This is a genomic window from Mesorhizobium sp. P2_C7 (assembly GCF_056404515.1).
Genome location: NZ_JBFUDW010000002.1, coordinates 14380 through 38312, shown reverse-complemented (window position 1 = coordinate 38312; position 23933 = coordinate 14380). Strand labels below are relative to the sequence as shown.

Below are 23933 nucleotides of genomic sequence, written 5' to 3'. Positions count from 1 at the left end.
CGGTGAACCGCCCTAGACCGGCTTTGCCGGCTTGCGCATCGCCGAATAGGTGAGCAGCGTTGAGGCAAGATACAGAAGCAGGAAGACGACGTTGAGCGACAGCACCAGGTTCGGCGTGTCGAGGATGGTCGTCAGCACATAAGTCAGCAGCACCGCCTTCAGCCCGGCAAGCAGGCCGAGATTGAGCGCCCGCACCAGCGTCTGGCCGCGGGCGAACAGCAGCTCCGCTTGGTATTCGACCAGATTGCGCAGTCCCGGGACGCAGATCGCCAGCGCCACCAGAGGAGCGGCCTCGGCGACGTTCTTGCCGAGCGCATTGGGGAAGAAATGCAGCACGATGCCAAGCGTCAGCAGCGCCAGCGTCGAGACAGCGAAAACGCCGCCTTCGATGCCGCTCTTGACCGCCAGCCGTGACAGAAGCTCCGGCGCGCGCATCATGCGCTGCACCAGCATCATCGAGAAGGTGCGGATCGGAATGGCCGTCAGGTCGACCAGCCGCATGATGATGGCGTAGATACCGGCCAGATGCGGTCCGCCGATCGCCAGGACCAGTAGTTTGTCGAACTCCATCTGCAGATAAAACAGCACTTCGGCCCCGGCCACGTAGATGGAGTCAGCCAGTCGCCGAAGATAAAGCTCGATGCGCAGCCGCAAACGCTGGCGCGGGTAGAAGAAGCCGAAGGCAATCAGCGACGAGGCGGCATTGGCGCCGATATAGAACCACGACCATATCCAGACGCTGTGTTGCGCCCAGAACATGAACAGCACCGCGCCGAGCGCCCGCAGCGCCGTCGCCAGGATGGCCAGCAGCGCGGCGCGGCCGAACTTGCCCAGGCCGTTGTTGACGATCAGCGCCACCTCCACTGGCCGCCACAACAGGGCTTCGGCAAAGACGATTGCCGCAAACACCGACAGCGGCACGGTGTCGGCGAAGAAGATCAGGTAAACGCCGAACGAGGCCGCGGCCAACAGCGGCAGCGACAGCAGGCCGAGCAGCAGGAAGCCGGCGGTGAAGGTGCCGATCAGATTGGGGCGGATGGTGGCGGTGCGATAGAGTGCCGAGATGAAGCCGAAGGCGAGAATGCGCGACAGCATGACGCCGGCCGCCGATGCGGTTGCGAACATGCCGAACTCGGAAATCGACAGCGTGTTGGCCAGCGCGATGAAATAGGCGAGTGAAAACACCAGCCGCCCGCCAGCGCCGCTGATCGCCGAGAAATAGTCGCGCAGCAGGCCCCGTCGTTCGGCCAAAAAAATGCCGATCCGGGCGAGGGTAGGCCGCCTTTGCGGTATGTCACTGGCTTGCGTCATATCTCCAGGGAGAGCTTAGGTCGGAAAACTTAACGTGCCGTTCTGGAGTCCAGGGGCGTGTTGAAAAATAGGTACTGGCGGAGGGAGAAACGGGGGCTTCGGCGGGCGAAAATTAACCTTTTGTTTTCCATGCCTGTTTAGCGTGGCTTAACGAATGGCGAAGCGCCGTTTGCAGGCCGCCAAGGGTAAAGCTCCAGACGATGGTCGACAGGGAAAACCGTGAAGACTGGAAGCGCGAGCGTTCGCTGCTGGCGCTTGGCAAGGCTGTGCGTGGCGACGACGAACCCGACGCGTCCCTGGTCTCGATCGGGGACCGGGCGGACCCGTCATGGCGCGAGGATGCCGCCACGCGTCATCGTCTCGCCCGGTCACAGCGCGAAGCGCGGACGAGCCCTTCGCAGCGCGAGGCGCTGTCGAATTCGAAGCTGCCGGATGCCGTTGCAACAGATGGATATCAGGCTGGCTATGAGCCAGCTTCGTCTGCGCAGGTGCCGCCTGAAGGCGGTCGATCCGCTGACGATTATTCAGCAACCAGGTCGGCATCATCGGACTACGCGCAAACCACGTCACGGTCTGCTGAAACCGCAGGCACCACCTATCGCCCCGATCGCATATCCGAACCTTACCATTCAGGCGACGCGCGGGCGTCCCGCAACGACGGCGCGGACAGCCAGCAATGGAAGCCGCTGATCGATCCGATGCAGGTCGTCCGTGGCGTTGGCAAGTCGAAGCTGCTGATCGTGGCGACGACGATATTGGGTGCCGGGCTCGGCATCGCCATCGCGCTGTCGACGCCGAAGAAATACGAAGCCACCACAGAACTGATCGTCGATCCGCGCGACCTGAAGCTCACCGACCGCGACCTCACCCAGTCGGTCGTCGCCTCCGATGCCACGCTGGCCATCGTCGAAAACCAGGTTCGGGTGCTGACGTCCGGCACCGTTTTGAACAAGGTCGTCGACAAGCTCAATCTCGTCAACGATCCGGAATTCAATGGGCAGGGCAGTGGCGGCCTCAGCGTCATGTCGCTCATCCGCTCCATCCTGTCGCGCCACGACGGGCCGGGTGGTGTCGACGAGACCCGCCGCCGGGCGCTTACTGTCGGCAATCTGGGCGAAAGCCTTTCAGTCGAGCGCGGCGGCAAGACCTTCGTCATCACCGTCAGCGCCACCACGCAGAATGGCGAGAAATCGGCTCTCATCGCCAACACGATGACGGATGTCTTCCTGCAGACCTTCGGTCAGATCCAGTCCGATACCGCCGGCCGCGCCACCGACGAACTGACGGCCAGGCTTGATGAATTGCGCAAGGGCGTCGAGGCGGCCGAACGCAAGGTCGAGGATTTCAGGGCCACGCACGACCTCGTCGACGCGCAGGGCCACCTCATCAGCGACGACGAGATGCTGAAGCTCAACGAGCAGCTGTCGGTTGCGCGCGCCCGCACGCTGGAACTCAACGCCCGGGCCGCTTCGGCGCGTTCGGTCGACGTCAACTCGGTTCTCACCGGCACCTTGCCGGAGGAGATCAACTCCAACACGATGAGCGATCTGCGTTCGCAATATGCGTCACTCAAGCAGGAGGCCGACCGCGCCGCCATCCGGTTCGGTCCGCGGCACCCCGAACTCCAGGCGCTCAATGCCCAGCTTGCCGGCGCACGCGACCGCATCGCCGCGGAACTGCGTCGCATCGGCTCGTCGCTGCAGGTCGACCTCAAGCGCGCGGTCCAGCTCGAACAGGATCTCGCCTCTCGTCTGGCGCAGCTGAAGGTTCGCAGCGGCGACGTCAACAGCGACCTGGTGTCGATGCGCGAACTGGAGCGCGAGGCCGCCGCCAAGCGTTCCGTCTATGAACAGTATCTGCTGCGCGCCAAGGAGACGGGCGAGCAGAAAGACATCAACACCGCCAACATCAATGTGATCTCGAAGGCCTTCGCGCCGCTCGAGCCGAACGGGCCGTCGCGGGTCGTGGTGGCGCTTGCCGGCCTGCTGCTGGGCTTTGCCTCCGGCGTTGGCCTCGGCGCCATGCGTGGCGCCTATGAGAGCTTGCGTGACACCGCGACATCGCGCTCGCGCCGCGACCGCAGCATGGACGAACGCCGGACGCCTTACGACGACAAGGCATATCAGGCAGCACCGCCGCCGCCAAAACCACCTGCACCGCAGCCGGCGGCACCGCCACCACCGCCACCTGCACCGCCCCCGCCACCGCCTGCACCACCCGCGCCTGTTCAACAGGCTGACGTCACGCCGACCGACGGTCCCGGTCGGATCAGTGCGTTGCTGTCGAAGCTGCGCAAGGCCATGTCCCGCAAGCAGTCCCCGCAGGACACTATCGATGCCGGTGAGTGGGTCTCATCCTTTGCCGAAGGGAAGCCAACGGAAGATCTGACGCACCCCGCCTATTCCCAGTCGGCAGCGGCCTTTGCGCCCCTGCCGTCGGCCGCGGCAGCCTATCCACCACTGCCTTTCCGGCCCGGCGGCCATGTTCCCTATCCGCAACAGACAGCGCAGCCGCCATTGCCTCCCCACATGATGCCGCAGCGATCGTATTCGGGTCCGCAGGCCTATCCCTATGGGCAGCCGTTAGGCCTTCCGCAGGCGCAGCACTGGCAGGTGCCGCAGCAGCCGGGCTATCCCTACCCGCAGCCCATGCCCGATGCCGGGCAGATGTCTTATCCGCCCCACCCCGCTTCCGCGCCTTATCCGCAACAGCCCACCGCGCCGCAGCAGGCGGCTCAGCCCGACGAGCCATCGGTGGAGGCGCCCCGGGCGGCGGAGGATGTCGAACGGCACGCCCCGATCGACGAAATCCGCGCCAGCCTGCGCGAATTCCGCGAAGCCGTCCGCGAACTTACCGAGACCCGCGCGCGCCGCCGCTACTTCTGAGCCACAAAATAAGTCGCGCTGCCGAACAAAAACATGCCGGTTTCGCGTAAACGGCATGGGACGGCGCTTTGACGGGATTGCGTGTTGGAATTTTCGTGAAAATGCCGCGCTGCATGGTGCCGAAGGCACGCTTCCGAGTTTGATCGGGGCGCGCGGTTTCGCGGCATGCGTCAGACAAGGATCCAGGGTGCCGCATTCATGTTTTCGATGCGGCCGTTTGGGCGGAACGGTGTTGAGGGTGGTCCATGGCCGAAGTGATTGATGGGAAGAGCGTCGCCGAAGACGTGGTGCGGACGGTTAAGACCCTGACGGCCGAACTTGTCGCGAAAGGCAAGGCCAAACCCGGTCTTGCCGTGGTCATCGTCGGTGAGGATCCGGCCAGCCAGGTCTATGTCGCTTCCAAGTCGCGCACCGCCAAGGAATGCGGCTTTCATTCCGTCCAGCACACGCTGCCGGCCGAAACCTCCGAGCCGGCATTACTGAAGATCATCGGTGATCTCAACGCCGATCCGGCCATCAACGGCATCCTGGTGCAGCTTCCGCTGCCCGCCCATATCGACGCCGGCAAGATCATCCAGACCATCGCGCCGGAAAAGGATGTCGATGGCTTTCATTTCATCAATGTCGGCAAGCTCGGCACCGGCGAACTCGAGACCGCCTTCGTGCCTTGCACGCCGGCCGGCTCAATGCTCCTGATCGAGCGCGTGCGCGGCAAGGACCTGTCCGGCCTCAACGCGCTCGTCGTCGGCCGCTCCAACATCGTCGGCAAGCCGATGGCCAACCTCCTGCTTGCCGCCAACTGCACCGTCACCATCGCCCACAGCCGCACCAGGGATTTGCCGGCGCTTGCCCGCACCGCCGACATTCTCGTCGCGGCGGTCGGTCGGCCGGAGATGATCAAGGGTGATTGGGTGAAGCCCGGCGCCACGGTCATCGATGTCGGTATCAACCGCATTCCGGCGCCGGAAAAGGGCGAGGGCAAGTCGCGCCTCGTCGGCGATGTCGCCTATGCCGAAGCGGCGAAGGCCGCCGGCGCCATTACGCCGGTGCCCGGTGGTGTCGGCCCGATGACCATTGCCATGCTGATGGCCAATACGTTAGCCTCTGCCTACCTCGCGGCCGGATTGAAACGGCCGTCCTTCTGACCCACCAGAAAGCCGCAGCTTTGCCGAACCCAACTGTTCCTGTAGAACGGCCGGTCATGACGGATCCCGTTCAAGGCGGCCGGCAGTTCGCTTTCCTGCTGGTCGACAAGTTCTCGATGTTCTCGCTGGCCGCGGCGATCGATACGTTCCGGTCGGCGAACCGGTTGCTTGGCCGCGACTTCTATGGCTGGACGACCGTCTCCGCGGATGGCGATCCGGTGATGGCCTCCAATGGCCTGCCGCTGAAGATCGACTATGCCGTTGCCGACCTGCCGCCGGTCGACATCCTCTTCGTCTCGGTCGGACTGACGACGGAATTTCCCGGCAAGAGCAAGGTGCTGGCGGCGCTGCGCAGCTGGGGCCGGCGCGGCAACGCGCTCGGTGCGCTGTCGGTCGGCTCCTACCTGCTGGCCGAGGCCGGCCAGCTGGAAGGCTATCGCTGCACCATCCATTGGGAAAACCGCGCCGGCTTCGTCGAACGCTTCCCCGACATCAACTGCACGGGCAATGTCTTCGAGATCGACCGCAAGCGCTACACATGCGCCGGCGGCACCACCTCGATCGACCTGATGCTGGAGATCGTGCGCGGCGATTTCGGCTCCAACCTCGCCAATGGCGTCGCCAACCAATTCCAGCACGAGCGTATCCGCTCGGCCGGCGACCGCCAGCGTGTCGGGCCGGAACGCGATCTCACGGGCAAGTCGGAGAAGCTCAGGCGCATCGTCGAACTGATGGCCGACCACCTCGATGAGCCGCTGTCGGCGGTGCAACTGGCCAAGTCCGCCGGCCTGTCGGTGCGCCAGGTCGAGCGCCTGTTCCTGCGCCATCTCAGCGTCACGCCGGGCCGTTATTACATGCGGCTGCGGCTGGAGCGGGCCCGCGAATTGCTGCGCCAGACCAACATGCCGATCCTCGACGTGGCGATCGCCACGGGCTTCACCTCGCATTCCTATTTTGCCCAGAGCTACCGGCTGCAATTCGGCAGGCCGCCCTCGGAAGAGCGCCGCACGACCTACTGAGCGGAGATTTTCGCTTCCGCTCAAAAGTTTGACATTCCGTCCCCTCCCAGCCGCGCCCGGCCTTGTGTCCTGACGCTGCGTCAAATAGCTTCCCGCCCGGATCGGGGCGGATTTGAGGAGATTTCGATGGCGGGATTTGCACGGAGCGTCGCTGCGGCGATCCTCCTTTTGTCGATGACGACGTTCGGCTTTGCCGCAAACAAGGTCATCATCATTCTCGATGCCTCTGGCTCCATGTGGGCGCAGATCGACGGCAAGCCCAAGCTCGAAATCGCCCGTGAATCGCTGAGAACCGTGCTTCAATCGGTTCCCGCCGATGACGAGATCGGCTTCATGGCCTATGGCCATCGCGAAAAAGGCAGTTGCGACGACATCCAGTTGATCGTGCCACCACAGGCAGGCTCGGCAAGCGCCATCTCGGCCGCTGCCGACAGCCTGAAATTCCTCGGCAAGACGCCGCTGACGGCCGCCGTCAAGCAGGCGGCCGAAGCATTGAAATACACCGAGGACAAGGCGACCGTCGTCCTCATCACCGACGGGCTGGAAACATGCGGCGGCGATCCCTGCGCGCTTGGCAAGAAACTCGAGGCGTCCGGCGTCGATTTCACCGCCGACGTCGTCGGCTTCGGCCTCACCGCCGACGAAGGCAAGCAGATCGCCTGCCTCGCGGACAACACCGGCGGCAAGTACATCCAGGCCTCCGATGAGAAGGCGTTGCAGGAGGCGCTAGTCGAGACGGTGGCGGCACCAGCGCCAGCACCCGCTCCTGCTCCTGAACCGGCTCCCGCCCCGACGCCTGCGCCGGAGCCCGCGAAACCGGAATTCAACTTCCAGCCGACAGTGGTGATGGCTGAAGGTGGCGAGCCGATCACCGACGGCAACGCCTGGGAGATCTACAAGGCGAATTCCGACGGCTCGCGCGGGGATTCCGTGACCACCGAATATGGCGCCTACAAGGGCAATCTCGAGCCCGGCGACTATGTCATCGTTGTACGCGACGACGAGGCCAAGGTGGAGCAGAAATTCAAGATCGAGGCCGGCCAGGTCTACAAGCCGCTGTTCACCTTGAACGCGGGCACCATGCTCATTCATCCGCGGCCGAGCCAGGGCGCCGACATCAGTGACGAGGCCCATGTCGACTTCACTTATCCTGGCGGCAACACCACCCACTATGGCGACACCAAGATCATCGTACCGGCGGGTGAACAGAAGGTCACGGTTCAGATCGGCAGCGGTTCGGTGGTCGAGACCATCCAGCTGGCCGCCGGGCAGACGATCGAAAAGGACGTCATCGTCGGCGTCGGGCACGTCGTGTTCAACGCTTATTATGTCACCGGCGGCGACAAGGCCGACAGTTCCGGCCTCGGCTTCCAGATCGTCAAGGCGAAGAAGAAGATCGACGGTTCACGCGACGATGTCGAGCATTCCTATGGGCCGGACAGCAAGTTCTGGCTGCCGCCGGACGACTATGTCGCGCTCACCACGCTTGATCTTGCAACCGTCGAACAGCCGTTCAGCGTCAAGGTCGGCGACAATCAGGACATCAAGGTGCCGCTCGGTGCCGGCGTTCTGGCCATGTCGGCCCCTGGCGCCTACTCGATCGAGGTCCTGTCTCCGAAAAAGGACATCCAGGGCAATCGCAAGGCGCTTGGCCTGAACTATGGCGACGCCTGGCAGCAGACCATTCCGGCCGGCGATTACGTGGTCGTCCGGCACATGTCCGATGGAGGCCATGACAAGGAAATGCCGGTGACGGTCAAGGCTGGCGAGCGTACCGAGATCACCGTTACGCCGTGACTGCCGTATGACCGGCAGCAAAAAAGGGCAGCTGTCAGCCGCCCTTTTTCATCGACAGGACGATGATTTCGTCACGCCGTGCCGAAGGCGCTGGCGCCATGGTCGGCACGGCCGACCAACTGGCGGAAGCCGGCAAACAGCTCGCGGCCGAAACCGAATTCATTGCCGATGAGGTCGGCATCCGCCGTCCGGCGCAGTGCAAACTCGCTGGCCGGCACCAGCACTTCCAGCGTTCCCGCGTCGGCGTCGAGCCGGATGATGTCGCCATCATGGATCCTGGCGATCGGTCCATCCTCGACTGCTTCCGGCGTGACATGGATGGCGGCCGGCACCTTGCCGGAGGCGCCCGACATGCGCCCGTCGGTGACCAGCGCTATGCGCTGGCCGCGGTCCTGCAGGATGCCGAGCACCGTGGTCAGCTTGTGCAGTTCCGGCATGCCGTTGGCCTTCGGCCCCTGGAAGCGGATGACGGCAATGAAATCACCGGTCAGCGTTCCCGCCTTGAACGCCTCGTTCAGTCCTTGCTGGCTGTCGAAGACCTTGGCCGGCGCCTCGATGATGCGCCGCTCCGGCTTCACCGCCGAGGTCTTGATGACGGCATGGCCGAGATTGCCCGAGAGCACCTTCAGACCGCCGGTTGCCTGGAATGCCTTGTTGAACGGCGCCAGCACCTTTTCGTCACCGCTTTCGCGCGGCGAGGCTTCGCGCACCACGCTGCCGTCGACGCCGAGCTTTGCCTCGACCGCATAGGGCCGCAGGCCTTCGCCCCACACCGTCTGCACATCCTCGTGCAGGATGCCTTCGTCGAGCAGTTCGCGGATCAGGAAGCCGAGCCCACCCGCCGCGTGGAAGTGGTTCACGTCGGCGAGACCATTGGGATAGACCCGCGCCAGCAGCGGCACGGCCTCCGACAGATCGGAAATGTCCTGCCAGGTGATGGCAATACCGGCCGCCGCCGCCATGGCGATCAGGTGGATGGTGTGATTGGTCGAGCCGCCTGTGGCGTGCAGGCCGACGACGCCGTTGACGATCGAACGCTCGTCAATCATCCGGCCGACCGGCGTATAGGCATTGCCGAGCGCGGTGATCGCCAGCGCCTGCTTCGTCGCCTCGCGTGTCAAGGCCTCGCGCAGCGGCGTGCCGGGATTGACGAACGAGGCGCCCGGCGTGTGCAGGCCCATGATCTCCATCAGCATCTGGTTGGAATTGGCCGTGCCGTAGAAGGTGCAGGTTCCCGGCCCGTGATAGGACTTGGACTCGGCCTCCAGCAGTTCGGCCCGTCCCGCCTTGCCTTCGGCATAGAGCTGGCGGACCTTGGCCTTTTCGTCGTTCGGCAGGCCGGTGGTCATCGGCCCTGCCGGAATGAACACTGCGGGCAGGTGGCCGAAGGTGAGTGCGGCGATCACCAGACCCGGCACGATCTTGTCGCAGACGCCCAGATAGACGGCAGCGTCGAACATGTTGTGCGACAGGCCGATCGCCGCGGCCATGGCGATCACATCGCGCGAAAACAGCGACAGCTCCATGCCGGGCTGGCCTTGGGTGACGCCATCGCACATTGCCGGCACGCCGCCGGCCACCTGGGCGATGCCGCCTGCCTCGCGCGCCGCGTCCTTGATCAGTGCCGGAAAGGTCTCGAACGGCTGATGCGCCGACAGCATGTCGTTGTAGGAGGTGATGATGCCGAGGTTCGGCACCGTGTCCGCACCCAGCGCCAGCTTTTCCGAGGGGCTGCACACCGCAAAGCCGTGGGCGAGGTTGCCGCAGGACAGCACGGCTCGGTTGGCGGTGCGGTTCGACGCTTCGGCGATGCGGCCGAGGTAGCGCTCGCGGCCCGGTCTGGAACGCTGGCGGATGCGCTCGGTGATGGCTTCGATGTCGCGTCTGGCGGTCATGATGTCGGTCCTTTCAGGCGAGGTCCCGGAACACCCTCCGGCTGTCTGCCGGGACCCTCAGCACGTTCAAATCAGGGCGCCCAGAAAACCTCTACGGGCTTGGGTGCGGCGTCGAGCACGGCGCGGATCGGCTTTCGCGGTCCAGGTGCAACCGCACCGTCGAAGGCGGTGCGCTTGTCCTCGCCTTCGATGTGGAGCGCGATGAAGCCGGCATCGACAATGCGCGCCAGCGACAAGGTCAGCCGCGGCTCGACGGCACTCGCCGCATGAACCGGCAGCACGATCCTGTCGGACGACGGGTCGAGCAGCTTTGCCAGATCATCGGCATCGGGAAAGAACGAGGCGGTGTGGCCGTCCGGTCCCATGCCGAGCACGACGACATCGAGCGGCCAGGGCAATGACTGCAGCGCTGCGTTGTCGGACGCCGCCGCATCCTCGATGCCGACGGCTTCGTGATAGAGCGGTACGAACCGTGCCGCCTTGGCCGCGTTCTGCAACAGATTGGCGGCCACCAGCCCGGCATTGGAGCGCGGCGAGGAGGCCGGCACGAAACGCTCGTCGACCAGCGTCACAATCACTTTGTCCCAGGCGATGGGTATCACCGAAAGGGCGACGAAGAATTTGGCCGGGGTGGTGCCGCCGGAGACGGCGAGCAACCCTGTGCCGCGCTCGGCGATTGCCTTGGTCAGGCGCCCGGCGACATGGCCGGCAAGGGCGGCCGCCAACTCCTGGCGCCCGGCGAAGCCGTTCCAGCTATAGGCAACGCTGTTCAATTGCTCTCGTGCCATGTCCGCCCGTCACGTTCGATCAGCGCAATGGAAGCCGACGGTCCCCAGGTGCCTGCTGTGTAGCCCTGCGCTTCCTGTCTGGCGCTCTCCCAGGCGTTCTGGATCGGGTCGATCCATTTCCACGCCGCCTCGACTTCGTCGCGACGCATAAACAGGGTCTGGTTGCCACGGATGACATCCATGATCAGCCGTTCGTAGGCGTCCGGAGCGCGGCCGTCGAAGGATTGCGCGAAGCTCATGTCGAGCGAGATCTGGCGCAGCCGCATGCCGCCCGGACCCGGATCCTTGATCATGATGAACTGCTTGACGCCTTCGTCCGGTTGCAGTCGGATGACCAGCTGGTTGGCGAAGATCGGCCCGGCACTGTCGCCGAAGATCGAATGCGGGATCGGCTTGAATTCGATGACGATTTCCGAAACCCGCGTCGCCAGCCGCTTGCCKGTCCGCAGGTAAAACGGAACGCCCGCCCAGCGCCAGGTGCCGATCTCGGCCTTGATGGCGACGAAGGTCTCGGTGTTGCTGTCGTGGGCAAGCTCCTCGACATAGCCCTTCACAGCGCCGCTGGCCGAGGCGCCGGCGCGGTACTGGCCACGCACGGTGTGCTTCGGCGCCTCGTTGCCGTTGATGCGCTTAAGTGCCCTGAGCACCTTCAGCTTCTCGTCGCGCACCGCGTCGGCGTCCATCGACGAGGGCGCTTCCATGGCAACAAGACACAACAGCTGCAGTATATGGTTCTGCACCATGTCGCGCAGCGCGCCGGCCTTGTCGTAATAGGTGACGCGGTCTTCCAGACCCACGGTCTCGGCCACTGTGATCTGCACGTGGTCGATATGGGCGGAATTCCACAGTGGCTCGTAGAGCGCGTTGGCAAAGCGCAGCGCCATCAGATTCTGCACCGTCTCCTTGCCGAGATAGTGGTCGATGCGGAAGATCTGGCTTTCGTGGAAATCGTCGCCGACCAGGTCGTTGAGTGCTTGCGCCGAGGCAAGGTCGCGGCCGATCGGCTTCTCCAGCACGATGCGCGAGTTCGGCGTGATCAGCTTGTGCTCTTTCAGCTTGTGCGAGATATCGCCGAACAGCGCCGGCGCCACCGCCAGGTAGAAAGCGCGGATGCGGTCGCTATCGCCGATCGCCTTCTTCAGCTTGTCGAAGCCGGCGCCTGTCGTCGCATCGGCCGAGACGTAGGAAAGGCGGGCGAGGAACGTCTTCAGTTCCTTGGCGTCGATATCGTCAGCTTTGACGTGGTCCGAGATCGCCTGTTTGGCGAAGGCCTGGAATTCCTCGTCGGTCATCTTCGAGCGCGACGTGCCAATGATGCGCGTCGGCTCGGAGAACTGATGGTCGCGCTGGCGATAGTAGAGCGACGGCAGAAGCTTGCGTTCCGACAGGTCGCCGGTGCCGCCGAAAATGATGAAGTCGAAAGGATCGACGGGGATGATCTGGCTGGTCATGGTCTGTCCGCTCTGACGCCGGTCGCTGTGACGCGGCTGATATAATCTAATCGATTTAAATTTACCAGTGCCATGGTGTCACATCTGAGTGTTGCGCCTGCCTCTTGACAGCCCGATACCTCGGAGGCTTGTCGACAGGCGCGGCCCCGGAAGCCTTCGCAGTTGCAGCATAGAGCGGGATCGAAGCGAAAGCCAAAGGAGAAATCGGCGATGACCGCACATCTTTCGACCAAGCCGGTTGGAAGTCGTGGGCCGGCTAGAAGCCGTGGCCCGATCAGAAGTCGTGGCTTTGCGTTTGCCGCGGGCACTCCGGTCGAACGTTACCAATCATGAGCGGGAAAAGCATGCGTCTGGAAAACAAGGTTGCCGTCATAACCGGTGCGGCGGCGGGCTTTGGCGAGGGCATCGCCAGGCGCTTTGCGCAGGAGGGCGCCAGGGTCGTCGTCGCCGACCTCAACGCCAAGGGCGCGGAGCGTGTCGCCAGCGAAATCGGCGAGGCGGCGATCTGGACCCAGACCGATGTTTCTCTGCGGTCCGAATTCGACGAGATGGTCTATGCCGCCAAGAGCGCCTTCGGCCGTATCGACATCATGGTCAACAATGCCGGCTACACCCATCGCAACGGCGACATGCTCAACGTCGACGAGGAAACCTTCGACCTGATCACCGCCGTCAACATGAAGGCGATCTATCACGCCGCACGCGCCGTGGTGCCGATCATGGATCGGCAAGGCGGCGGCGTCATCCTGACCACGGCTTCCACCGCGGGTCTGCGGCCGCGGCCCGGTCTCACCTGGTACAATGCCTCGAAGGGCTGGGCGATCACCGCCACGAAGTCGATGGCGGTGGAACTGGCGCCGAAGAACATCCGTGTCAACTGCCTCTGCCCGGTTGCCGGCGAGACCGGCATGCTGGAGAAGTTCATGGGCGCCGACACGCCTGAAATCCGCGAGAAGTTCCGTGCGTCGATCCCGCTCGGCCGGCTTTCGACACCACTCGACATCGCCAACGCCGCACTCTGGCTGGCGTCGGACGAAGCCGCCTTTATCACCGGTGTGGCATTGGAAGTCGACGGCGGACGCTGCATCTGAGAGCGCCAATGCCCCGAAAATCGGTACCGATTTTCGGAAAGGCTCATGGGCAAATCAAAATGCTGCACGGAGGCTGCGTTTCAGCGACGGGTCTATCTCTTATCTTGACGGAATTCGCTCAGGGAAAGCGCTATGCGCTTTTCCCGGGGAAACCGCTTCACACTTTTCCTGAAATTGCTCGAGTCGTCAGGCGCCGGTTTTGATGTAGGTCTTGTAGATCCAGCCGATCTTGCCGTTGTAGGTGATCTGGCACCACTTCTTGCAGCTCATCACTTGCACCGAGCTTTTGGCCGGCACCGTGAGGATAGCGGCCGCATTTTTCTTCGGGCCGCTGCGCATGGTCACGGCCCGCAGGATCAGTCCGGTTCCGGCGGCCTCGACTTTGCGTGGCTTCGACTTGGCCTGGCTGTCGTCGTCTTCAGCCGCTGCGGGCTGCTCTGACGGCACCTGCGGCTGCACCGCCGGGATGGCGGCGGTTTTCGCGTCATCGGGATGGCTACCCGCCGGCGGAGTGGGGGCGGCAACCTTGGCAAGTTCGCTGGCAGCATCGCTATCTGCCGCCGGTTGCGCGAATGCCACCGCGGCTTTGTCCGGTGCCTGTTTAGCCTGGTTCGCCACCTGGCCGGGAGCAGGCGTACCGGCAGCGGATGCGGCCTTCGACTGCGAACCGGTCCAACGCGGATCATTGGCTGGCAGCGCCGGTATGGTGGCTTGCGCGGCCGCCACGGTCGGCAAAATCTTGTCCGACTTGCGCGCCGCCTGCGGCACGGCCGCTGCAGCCACAGTTGCTCCCGACGGAGCGATTTTCGTCGTTTTCACCGGAATGGTTGGAATGGTCTGCTCGGGGCTCGCCGCCGCTTGCCTGTCATTGGCCGGCAATGCCAGCCACAGCGCCACCGCGGCGACACCAAGCAGTGCGGCGGTGCCGATCGCGGCGATCACCAGATGCGAATTCGAGCGGACCTCCTGCCAGAAGGACGGCCGCATGTCATATCCGAACTGCATGGCAAAGCGCCGACGTTCCGGCGTACCGAAACTGAAGGGCTCTCTCACTCTTGCCACCTCCATAAGCGGGCCGATGTTCTTCCGATCAAATGCCAAGAACCTGGCGCCAGATCTGCATCAGTCCCAAGAATCAAAGCGGGCAAGCCCGCAGAATTCCCCGTCAGTAACCCACAACCGGCATCTTTATATCGCTGATTGTGGCATCACTACGCCCTCATCAGGGATTCTGCTCCTTTGGAGGGGATTCTGCAATGTGCCGTTACGGCAACAAATATTACAGCAATATTACATAGATGAGAGCGATCCTGTCCGTCCGGACCACGATCCCGAAAAGTGACCATGCGGTTTTCGCAGGAGATCAGGCTCCCAATTCCACCGGGACAGGAACAGCTTCTAGATCCTGTCGCGCAACGCGAACCAGTTGAGCGCCAGGAACAGTAGCGGCGCGCGGAAGCGCCGGCCACCGGGGAATGGCGGGATCTTCAGATCCTCGATCAGCTTAAGGCGGTCGCGGTTGCCGGCGACGGTTTCGGCATAGAGCTTGCCGAAGAAGTTCGACAGCATGACGCCGTGGCCGGAATAGCCGCCGGCCGAGATCACATTGGGCATCACTTCGCGCACGAACGGCTTTCGCGGCACCGTGATGCCGACATAGCCGCCCCAGCCATGCGTGATCTCGACATCCCTGAGTGCCGGATAGAGTTCGACGATCTGACGGCGGATGTGGATGTGGATGCCCTTCGGATCGTTGACGCCATAGACTTCACGTCCTCCGAACAGCAGCCGCCCGTCCTTCGATCTGCGGAAATAGCGCACGACGAAGCGGGAATCGTCGACCGCCTCGCCGCCCTGCAGCACTGTCGAGTCCGCGCCCAGCGGCACCGTTGCGCCGATGAACGAACCGATCGGCATGGTGTGCGCGGCACTCACCGGCTCAAGCGTGCCGCCATAGGCGTTGACCGCGATCAGGCATTTCTGCGCTGTCAGCGTGCCTCTCGGTGTCGAAACCTTGACCTTGCCGCCACTTGAAATGATGCCGGTCGATGGCGTTTCCTCGAACAGTTGCGCGCCGGCTTGCGCCGCCACCCGCGCGGTGCCGATCACCAGCTTCATCGGGTGGATGTGGCCGGTGCCGGTGTCGCGCGTTCCGCCGAAATAGGCGGTCGAGCCCAGCCGCTCCGCCGTCTCCTTGGCATCCATGAACGAGATATGCGGGTAGGAAAAACGGCTCGCCATGATCTCGGCATGCGCCTTGTAGTCGTCGACATAGCGCGGCTTGTGCGCCACCGAGAGCTGGCCCGGCATATAGTCGATATCGATCTGGTTGGCGGCGGCAAACTCAAGGAGATGCGCCTTGGCCTCTTCGGCAAGGTCGAACAAAGCCTTGGCGCGGGAGAGGCCGTATTCGGCTTCCAGGTCCTCGACCCAGGCGCGCTGGCCGGTGCCAAGCTGGCCGCCATTGCGCCCGGAGGCGCCATCGCCGAAGCGGTAGGCTTCAATCAGCACGACATTCGTGCCTGCCTTGGCAAGGTGAGCAGCCGCCGACAGGCCGGTGAAACCACCGCCGATGATGACGACATCGCATGTCTTGTCGCCATCCAGCGCCGGATATTCCGGCCGTGGGCCGGCGCTGTCCTCATACCAGGAACGGCCGGGAGAAATCGGGGATTGGTAGGGCATGATGGAGGAAAGACTCGGTGATTCAGAAGGAGGAGGAAAAAAGCGAATAGCGAATAGCGAATAGAAAAATATCGGGCACCTTCGCTACTCGCTACTCGCTACTCGCTACTCGCTACTCGCTACTCGCTAAACATTCAGCAGCAGATACTCCCGCTCCCACGGACTGATCACTTCCATGAACGTCTCGAATTCCGCCCGCTTGATCGCCGCATAGGTCGCGGCGAAGGACTTGCCGAGCAGTGCGCAAAGTTCCTCATCGCCCTCGAACAGGTCGACTGCTTCGAGCAGGCTGCGCGGCAGGTCGATCTCGGCCGCGTTGGCAGTGGTCAGCACGGGAGGCTCGGCCTTGATCTTGTTGGTGATGCCGATCAGCCCGCAGGCAAGCGATGCCGCCAGCGCGAGATAGGGATTGGCATCGGAGGAGGGGATGCGGTTTTCGACGCGCCGCGCCGCCGGATCCGAGCGCGGCACTCGGAACGCCGTGGTGCGGTTGTCATAGCCCCATTTGTTGTTGACCGGAGCCGACGCTGCCTGTGTCAGCCGGCGGTAGGAATTGACATAGGGCGCGAACATCACCAGCGCGTTCGGCACATGCTTCTGCATGCCGCCGATGAAATGGAAGAAGTCTTCGGTCTCCGAGCCGTCCTCTGCCGAAAAGATGTTCTGTCCGGTCTTCTTGTCGATGATCGACTGATGGATATGCATGGCTGAGCCCGGCTGCCCCTGGATGGGCTTGGCCATGAAGGTGGCGTAGATCTCGTGCTTCAGCGCGGCCTCGCGAATGGTGCGCTTGAACATGAACACCTGGTCGGCCAGCTCGATCGGGTCACCGTGGCGCAGGTTGATTTCGAGCTGACCGGCGCCCTCCTCATGGATCAGCGTGTCGATCTCCAGGCCCTGGCCCTCGGAGAAATGGTAGATGTCGTCGATCAGTTCGTCGAATTCGTTGACGCCGGCGATCGAATAGCCGGCGCCGCCGCCGATGGCGCGCCCCGAACGGCCGACCGGTGGCGTCAGCGGATAGTCCGGATCGGGGTTCTTGCGCACCAGATAGAACTCGATCTCGGGCGCCACCACCGGCTTCAGTCCACGCTTGTCGTAGGCGGCAAGCACGCGCTTGAGCACGTTGCGCGGCGTGAACTCGACAGAGCGTCCGTCCTGGTGGACGAGGTCGCAGATGACCGCGGCCGTCGGGTCTTCTTCCCAGGGCACCACCGTCAGCGTCGACAGGTCTGGCATCAGCTTGAGGTCGCCATCGTCCTCCGGATAGTGGAAGCCGTTGCCATCTTCGGGATAGCCGCCGGAAATCGTCGTCATGAAGACAGCCGACGGCAGTGCCAGCGAGGTGTTGGAGGTGAATTTTTTTGATGGCATCATCTTGCCGCGTGCGACGCCGGCCTGGTCAGGTGTGATGCACTCGATGTCCTCGATGCCGCGCCATTCCAGCCAGGCGCTGGCTTCCTTCCAGTTCTTGACGCCACGTTGGTTTTTCACGAAGGCAGGCGTACGCGCCCGTCCTCCGCGGCTCGACGGACGGACTTCCTTTTTTGCAGGCGGCATCATTCACCAGATTGGGTTGCGGATTGTGGAGTATAGCCGTGCGCCCCTGTGGAAGGGAAGGGGAGCCACGTCGGGCATTGGCCAACACGGTTGAAAATCACGCCAATCGGCTTAGTTTCCCAATCCCAATCGAGACCCCGATCCCAATCGAGACTTTGCATGCGGCACGACAGCAAATTGACGACGATCGGCTTCGATGCCGACGACACGCTCTGGCAAAACGAGCAGTTCTTCCGCATGACGGAGAAGCGCTTTGCCGCCATGCTTGCCGATCATGGCGAAGCCGAGCACATCTCGGCACGATTGCTGGAGGCCGAAAGACGCAACCTTGCCGTCTATGGCTTCGGCATCAAGGGATTTACGCTGTCGATGATCGAAACGGCGATCGAGGTCACGCAAGGCCGTGTGCCGGCTTCGGTGATTTCAGAAATTCTCGATGCCGGCCGCGAGATGCTGAGCCATCCGATCGAGGCACTGCCGCATGCGCGCGAGACGATCCAGAAGCTTGCCGGCGCATTCCGCCTTGTGCTGATCACCAAGGGCGACCTCTTCGACCAGGAGCGCAAGCTGGCTGGATCAGGCCTCGGAGATCTGTTCGACGCGATCGAGATCGTCAGCGACAAGAGTGCCGCCACCTATGCCCGCCTCTTCAGCCGCCACGGCGATGGTCCGGCAAGAAGCATGATGGTCGGCAATTCGCTGAAGTCGGACGTGGTGCCGGCCATCGAGGCCGGTGGTTGGGGTGTCCACGTGCCGCATGAACTCACCTGGGTGCTTGAGCATGTAGAGGCTCCGGTGACCGAGCCACGCTTCCGTGAGATATCCGATCTCGGACAACTGCCCGGACTGGTCGAAAGCATCGTCAATCCGGACTGATCGCGGGGCCTTCCTATTTTGCGCAATTCCGGACGGAAATTGCTTAGCGGTTGATCAGGCGATCGATCACCGGCTGCAGCCGTTCGGGTGTGATCGGCTTGGCGACCACCACGTCTATGACGCTCGACAGGCCCAGGCTCTCCGGCGTGCCATTCTTGGTTGAAAGCAGGATCACCGCCGGAAGCGATTTGCCGGAGGCTCGCCTCAACGCGTCGATACTGGCCATCAGATTGTCGCAGTCCTTGTTGTCGGCGCCGCCGTCAAGGACAACCGCACCGGGAATGAGGGACCGCAGGATCTTTACCGCCATGTCGGGAGATTCCGAGATTGGCTTGAGCCCGGATCGCTCTACGATCTTTGAAATCACCACGCGATTGATCGGCGATTTGCAGACGACGAGCACTTGCGATGGATCGCGGATCGTCTCTGTGTTCGAGTCGCGGGCAACAAAATTCAGGTGTCTTGGAGTCTCGCCTTCGCGGTTCACTGGGCACACAAGTCGGCCAAGAAGCTCGCCCCTATTTCAATGCAGAGTTGAATCTGGAGCGCAATTGGCGTGAGATCGCCGCCTATGTCAAGTTGAAATAAAAGTCCCCCAGATCATCCCTGGGAACAGTGAATTTCAAGCAACGCTACTGTACTCAACTGTCCACAGGTGGGCTTCATAAAAAGAAAATTCACCTGCGCAGAGACTGCGCAGGTGAAGGGTCGGTTGCGCGCGTTCGATCAGCTGTTGCTCTGCTGCGTGACGATCACTGGGATTAAGAGATCGCCCCAGTTTCCGTCGCCGCCGTGATGCCGTGCCGAGCGCACGAGCTCCACCGAGACGCCGGCCTCGACTGCCTTCATCACCGACTGGTTGAGGCGGTGTAGATCATTGGCCAGCATGCGGATCGTCGCTTGCTGGTCGACGGTCATCGTTGTGGCCTGTTCTTCGGCGCGTTCCTTGACACGGCTTATCGATGCCATTGGTCTTCTCCTTGTGTTCCAAGCCCTGTTGGGCGTTTCCTCTGTGTTGTTCTGTTTGCTATTCGGCGGCCGGCTTGAACTGCGCGTGCTCGGTCGACTCGTGCATGGCGGTGGTCGACGACTGGCCGCCGGTGATCGCCATCGACACGGCGTCGAAATAGCCGGTGCCGACCTCGCGCTGATGCTTGGTCGCGGTGTAGCCATTGGCCTCCGCCGCGAACTCAGCCTCCTGCAACTCGGAATAGGCCGCCATCTGCCGTGCCTTGTAGCCGCGCGCCAGTTCGAACATGCCGTAGTTGAGCTGATGGAAGCCGGCGAGCGTGATGAACTGGAACTTGTAGCCCATAGCGCCAAGCTCCCTCTGGAATCTGGCGATCGTCGCGTCGTCGAGGTTCTTCTTCCAGTTGAACGATGGCGAGCAATTGTAGGCAAGCAGCTTGTCGGGGTGATGCTTGCGCACGCCCTCGGCGAATTTCTTGGCCTGCGCCAGGTCCGGCTTGGAAGTCTCGCACCAGATCAGGTCCGCGTGAGGCGCATAGGCGACGGCGCGGGCGATGCAGGGTTCGATGCCGTTCCTGACGTGGTAGAAGCCCTCCACGGTGCGCCCGGCGCCGTAGTCGACGAAGGGCTGGTCGCGTTCGTCGATGTCGGACGTCAGCAGCTTGGCGGCTTCCGCATCGGTGCGCGCGACGACCAGGGTCGGTGTGCCCATCACGTCCGCCGCCAGACGCGCGGCATTGAGGTTGCGGATGTGCGCCGCGGTCGGGATCAGCACCTTGCCACCGAGATGGCCGCACTTCTTTTCCGACGCCAGCTGATCCTCGTAGTGGACGCCGGCCGCGCCCGCTTCGATGAAGGCCTTCATGATCTCGAAGGCGTTGAGCGGCCCGCCGAAACCGGCTTCCGCATCAGCGACGATCGGCGCGAACCAGGTCTCGACCGAAAGCCCGTTGCCTTCCGAGGTCTCGATCTGGTCGGCGCGCTGCAGCGTGCGGTTGATGCGCTTGACCAGTTCGGGCGCGGCGTTTGCCGGATAAAGCGACTGGTCCGGATACATCGCGCCAGCCGTGTTGGCGTCGGCGGCAACCTGCCAGCCCGACAGGTAGATCGCCTTCAGCCCGGCGCGCACCTGCTGCATCGCCTGGTTGCCGGACATGGCGCCGAGTGCGTTGACGAAGTCCTCCTCGTGGATGAGCTTCCACAGCCGGTTGGCGCCCATTTCCGCGACGCTCTGGCGGATCTGCACCGATCCACGCAGCCGCTTCACATCCTCCGGCGAATAGGGCCGTTCGATGCCGTCGAAACGACCTTCCGGCGCCGAGGGGACAAGGTTGTAAAAGTCAGTCATTGGTCACTCCGAAGGATTGCTGCACCCGTGTCCGGCGCCAATGATCTGCGCGCCGGGATATGACTGAATTTACATTGCGGTGCGAAATGGGCCAGGGAAATCAAGGAAATCAGCTTGAAATAGGGGAAAACCTGTGTTGTGTTTGACAGGAAGCCGTTGTAAATTTGTCATGACTGTAAAAGATACGCGCGTAAGGTCTCTGCGAAAGTGGTGTAAATTCTTGTCAAGGACAGTTGATGGCTGACCAGAAGATCTTTGCCGGGCCGCGCATTCGCCGTATCCGTAACGCCAAGGGCCTGACGCAGACTGCGATGGCCGAGGGGCTCGGTATCTCGCCGTCCTATCTCAACCTGATCGAGCGCAACCAGCGGCCGCTGACCGTGCAATTGATCCTCAAGCTGGCGTCCGTCTACAAGGTCGATCCGCACGAACTGCAGGGCGAGGCGAGGGGGTCCGTCGCTGCCTTGAAGGAAGTGTTCACCGATCCTCTGCTGGTCGGCGAGTTGCCGGGAGATCAGGAGTTGATCGAGCTTGCCGAGGCGGCGCCCAACGCGTCGGCGGCGGTGATAAAACTGTTCCGCGCCTATCGCGAGCAGGCCGAGCGCCTGTCCGACCTCAACGAACTCCTGGCGCGCGAAGGTCGGGCGACCGCACTTTCCGGGGCTCGCTTGCCGATAGACGAGGTGCACGAGATTTTCGAGCGCCGGCCCAACCATTTCGCGGCACTCGAGGAAGAGGCCGCGGCGTTCACCTCGGTGCTTGATCCCGGCGACGATCTGTTCGGCGCGTTGAAGGCCTGGCTGAAGCGCGAATACGGCATCGTGGTCAAGGTGCTGCCGGTCGCCACCATGCCGAACTGGCGCCGCCGTTATGATCGCCACTCGCAGCGCCTGTTCCTGTCCGAACGGCTGTCGCCGTTCGATCAGCTGCGCGAAGTGGCGATGGAAGCCTGCCTGATCCGCATGACGGTCGCGGTCGCTGGCGAGATCCAGGCGCTCAAATTGACCACCGACGAGGCCCGCCGTCTCGCCCGTTTCGAACTCGGCCGCTATGCGGCGCATGCGCTGATGATGCCCTACCAGGCCTTTCATGCGGCTGCCGTTCGTGCCCGCTATGATATCGACGTTCTGCGTTCGCGCTTCGGCGTCTCCTTCGAACAGGCGGCGAACCGGCTGACCATGCTGCAGCGGCAGGGCGTCCAGGGCGTGCCGTTCTTCATGCTGGAGGTCGACAATGCCGGCAACCGCTTCCGCAAGGCCGGCAGCCAGGGCTTTCCGCAAAGCCGCTTCGGTGGCGGCTGTCCCAAGCTGCCCGTGCATGTCGCTTTCACCCAGCCCGGCCAGATCTTCGTCGAGGCGGTGGAAATGCCCGACGGCGCCGAGTTCCTGTGCATTGCCCGCACGCTGGAAGGTCCGCAAGGCGCCTTCTCCGAGCGTCCGCGCCGCACGGCGTTGCTGCTTGGCTGCGACATCGGCTTTCGCGACGACATCGTCTATGGCGCGGCACTTCCCGGCGCGGCTGCCACCGCGAAGGCGAGCAGCGTCACGGCAACGCCGGTCGGGCCCGCCTGCCGGCTTTGCGAACGCGTCGGCTGTCTGGCGCGTGCCGAGCCGCCGGTGACGCGTCCACTTGGCCTCGACGAGATGGTGACGGGCCTGAGTGCCTTCGACTTCCAGTGACGCTGGCCCCCAGTGACGCCGGGCCGGGTGCCACAATTGTCGTCGATCTCTGGCTCACCCCCGGCCTTCGCCTTTGCGTTACGCGAACGGAGCATCTTTTTGTCGTCCCTTGCGCATCGTCCCGTCCACAAAAGCCCGACAGTCGCGCCCATGACCGACACAGCACCATCACCGAGCGTTGTTTTGTCGACCGTCTCGCCGCGCGAGGAACGCGTCGGCATGCTTTTGGTGTTCCTGTCGGCGCTGATGTGGAGTTTCGGTGGCACCATCGCCCGCTTCATCGCCGTCGGCGACAGCTGGACGGTTATTTTCTGGCGCTCCGTCTGGGCAGCGGCCTTCCTGATCTGCTTCATGGTCTGGCGCGACGGCTGGCGCGGCACGCTGAAATTGTTCCGCGACATGGGTCTGCCCGGCCTGGCCGTCGGGCTCTGCTTCGCCACGGCATCGACCGCCTTCGTCGTCGCACTTGCCTACACAACCGTCGCCAACATCCTGCTGATGCAGGCCGGCGTGCCGCTTCTGGCGGCGCTGTTTGCCTGGGCGTTGTTTCGCGAGAGGGTGAGTGTCGTGACCTGGCTCGCGATCGCCGCCGTCATTACCGGTGTCGCCATCATGGTGTCGGAATCGCTCAATGGCGCCGTCTCGCCGATAGGCGACGGGCTGGCGCTCTTGATTGCTGTCATGTTCTCGATCGCCACCGTCATTACCCGGCGGTTTTCCAGCGTTCGCATGACGCCGGCGACCTGTCTCGGCACCATGCTTGCGGCGGGCTTTGCCGCCTCGCAGGCATCGACATTCGCCGTGTCGGCCAGTGACATGGGCTTTCTGTTTGCCTTCGGCGTGGTCAATCTCGGTCTTGGCCTGGCCTTCTTTGCCACCGGGGCGCGGCTGATCCCGGCGGCCGTCGCAGCATTGCTCGGCACGTTCGAGCCGATCCTCGGCCCGATATGGGTCTGGCTCGTCCATTCCGAAGTACCGTCGGAGCGCACCATCATCGGCGGCGGGGTGGTGGTGACGGCGCTGCTCGTCCATATCGGGCTCGAATTCAAGCGCCAGGCACGACCCGAGCGTGCAGGGGTCACAGGGGTGCCATCGCCTAATTGATGCGGCGTGCATGCTTTGCCATTGACAAATTCGCTGCCGCGCGGGCAGGCTGAGACTACGCAACAACAAGACAGGCGTATCTTGCCAAGTCTCCCTGCCGGTCAGATCGAGACCGGACCACATCGTCGTATCTCTGCCCCCGCCACGGCGAAAGCCTTTGACGGTATCCGCACGCCTCCCAGGCAGCGACAGGGACACAAACCCACCACCCGCCGCTCATCGAACCGCCCGCATGCTGTCGGCGGTTGGCGCTTGTTGCTTCCTGGAAAGCTCAATAGTCTGAAACAAATGCCCGGCCGCGCGGGGTCCGCGTCGAGCCGGCGAAGGAAC

18 protein-coding genes are annotated in these 23933 nt (G+C 63.3%); 8 read left to right on the top strand and 10 right to left on the bottom strand.

From position 1 onward, the window contains the following. Positions 1 to 12: 12 nt before the first annotated feature. Positions 13 to 1311 carry a lipopolysaccharide biosynthesis protein gene (locus tag AC1D2G_RS05220; RefSeq protein ID WP_477412486.1) on the bottom strand — a complete coding sequence of 433 codons (1299 nt, stop codon included), beginning with the start codon at positions 1309 to 1311 and terminating at the stop codon, positions 13 to 15. A 200-nt stretch (positions 1312 to 1511) separates the two neighbouring features. Here AC1D2G_RS05220 and AC1D2G_RS05215 point away from each other — a divergent pair, with 200 nt between their 5' ends. From AC1D2G_RS05215 to AC1D2G_RS05200, 4 genes are all read left to right on the top strand, one after another. Further along, entirely contained in the window at positions 1512 to 4196 is a 2685-nt protein-coding gene (locus AC1D2G_RS05215) for a GumC family protein (RefSeq protein WP_477412485.1), read from the top strand. 245 nt (positions 4197 to 4441) lie between these two features. After that, positions 4442 to 5341: a bifunctional methylenetetrahydrofolate dehydrogenase/methenyltetrahydrofolate cyclohydrolase FolD gene (gene folD / locus AC1D2G_RS05210; protein WP_477412484.1), complete on the top strand. Its 900-nt coding sequence runs from the start codon at positions 4442 to 4444 to the stop codon at positions 5339 to 5341. Between the two features lie 56 nt (positions 5342 to 5397). Next, positions 5398 to 6360, top strand: coding sequence for a GlxA family transcriptional regulator (locus AC1D2G_RS05205; protein WP_013530232.1), 963 nt, complete (start codon positions 5398 to 5400; stop codon positions 6358 to 6360). Positions 6361 to 6486: 126 nt separating this feature from the next. Beyond that, the gene (locus AC1D2G_RS05200; RefSeq protein ID WP_477412483.1) at positions 6487 to 8157 is read left to right on the top strand and encodes a vWA domain-containing protein; all 1671 of its coding nucleotides are present in this window, start codon (positions 6487 to 6489) and stop codon (positions 8155 to 8157) included. Positions 8158 to 8228: 71 nt separating this feature from the next. On the opposite strand, the gene edd is transcribed toward AC1D2G_RS05200, so the two are convergent. From edd to zwf, 3 genes are all read right to left on the bottom strand, one after another. Further along, positions 8229 to 10052: a phosphogluconate dehydratase gene (gene edd / locus AC1D2G_RS05195; protein ID WP_477412481.1), complete on the bottom strand. Its 1824-nt coding sequence runs from the start codon at positions 10050 to 10052 to the stop codon at positions 8229 to 8231. A 71-nt stretch (positions 10053 to 10123) separates the two neighbouring features. Continuing rightward, complete coding sequence (pgl, locus tag AC1D2G_RS05190; protein ID WP_477412479.1) at positions 10124 to 10840, bottom strand: 6-phosphogluconolactonase; 717 nt, start codon at positions 10838 to 10840, stop codon at positions 10124 to 10126. Beyond that, positions 10822 to 12291: a glucose-6-phosphate dehydrogenase gene (gene zwf / locus AC1D2G_RS05185; RefSeq protein WP_095088578.1), complete on the bottom strand. Its 1470-nt coding sequence runs from the start codon at positions 12289 to 12291 to the stop codon at positions 10822 to 10824. Before zwf ends, pgl begins: the two co-directional genes overlap by 19 nt. Positions 12292 to 12635: 344 nt before the next feature. On the opposite strand from zwf, the gene AC1D2G_RS05180 reads away from it, so the two are divergent. Beyond that, positions 12636 to 13382 carry an SDR family oxidoreductase gene (locus AC1D2G_RS05180; protein ID WP_095088868.1) on the top strand — a complete coding sequence of 249 codons (747 nt, stop codon included), beginning with the start codon at positions 12636 to 12638 and terminating at the stop codon, positions 13380 to 13382. 186 nt (positions 13383 to 13568) lie between these two features. Here AC1D2G_RS05180 and AC1D2G_RS05175 read toward each other — a convergent pair whose 3' ends face one another. From AC1D2G_RS05175 to AC1D2G_RS05165, 3 genes are all read right to left on the bottom strand, one after another. After that, the gene (locus tag AC1D2G_RS05175; RefSeq protein ID WP_477412477.1) at positions 13569 to 14435 is read right to left on the bottom strand and encodes an SH3 domain-containing protein; all 867 of its coding nucleotides are present in this window, start codon (positions 14433 to 14435) and stop codon (positions 13569 to 13571) included. A gap of 345 nt (positions 14436 to 14780) precedes the next feature. Then, entirely contained in the window at positions 14781 to 16067 is a 1287-nt protein-coding gene (locus tag AC1D2G_RS05170) for an NAD(P)/FAD-dependent oxidoreductase (protein WP_477412475.1), read from the bottom strand. A 126-nt stretch (positions 16068 to 16193) separates the two neighbouring features. Further along, complete coding sequence (locus tag AC1D2G_RS05165; protein ID WP_477225436.1) at positions 16194 to 17630, bottom strand: glutamine synthetase family protein; 1437 nt, start codon at positions 17628 to 17630, stop codon at positions 16194 to 16196. 156 nt (positions 17631 to 17786) lie between these two features. On the opposite strand from AC1D2G_RS05165, the gene AC1D2G_RS05160 reads away from it, so the two are divergent. Next, positions 17787 to 18503: an HAD family hydrolase gene (locus AC1D2G_RS05160; protein WP_095088571.1), complete on the top strand. Its 717-nt coding sequence runs from the start codon at positions 17787 to 17789 to the stop codon at positions 18501 to 18503. Positions 18504 to 18546: 43 nt separating this feature from the next. On the opposite strand, the gene AC1D2G_RS05155 is transcribed toward AC1D2G_RS05160, so the two are convergent. The 3 genes from AC1D2G_RS05155 to aceA all read right to left on the bottom strand — a co-directional run bounded on the left by AC1D2G_RS05155 (position 18547) and on the right by aceA (position 20820). Next, a complete protein-coding gene (locus AC1D2G_RS05155; protein ID WP_457152492.1) occupies positions 18547 to 18999 on the bottom strand; it encodes an ANTAR domain-containing protein in 453 nt (150 codons plus the stop codon). Between the two features lie 230 nt (positions 19000 to 19229). After that, a complete protein-coding gene (locus tag AC1D2G_RS05150; protein ID WP_477412473.1) occupies positions 19230 to 19472 on the bottom strand; it encodes an SMc00767 family acetate metabolism repressor in 243 nt (80 codons plus the stop codon). Between the two features lie 58 nt (positions 19473 to 19530). Further along, positions 19531 to 20820, bottom strand: coding sequence for an isocitrate lyase (gene aceA / locus AC1D2G_RS05145; protein ID WP_457155320.1), 1290 nt, complete (start codon positions 20818 to 20820; stop codon positions 19531 to 19533). Between the two features lie 236 nt (positions 20821 to 21056). Here aceA and AC1D2G_RS05140 point away from each other — a divergent pair, with 236 nt between their 5' ends. Together AC1D2G_RS05140 and AC1D2G_RS05135 are read left to right on the top strand one after the other, a co-directional pair. Beyond that, complete coding sequence (locus AC1D2G_RS05140; RefSeq protein WP_477412470.1) at positions 21057 to 22499, top strand: helix-turn-helix domain-containing protein; 1443 nt, start codon at positions 21057 to 21059, stop codon at positions 22497 to 22499. A gap of 150 nt (positions 22500 to 22649) precedes the next feature. Continuing rightward, entirely contained in the window at positions 22650 to 23603 is a 954-nt protein-coding gene (locus tag AC1D2G_RS05135; protein WP_457153776.1) for a DMT family transporter, read from the top strand. Positions 23604 to 23933: the final 330 nt, after the last annotated feature.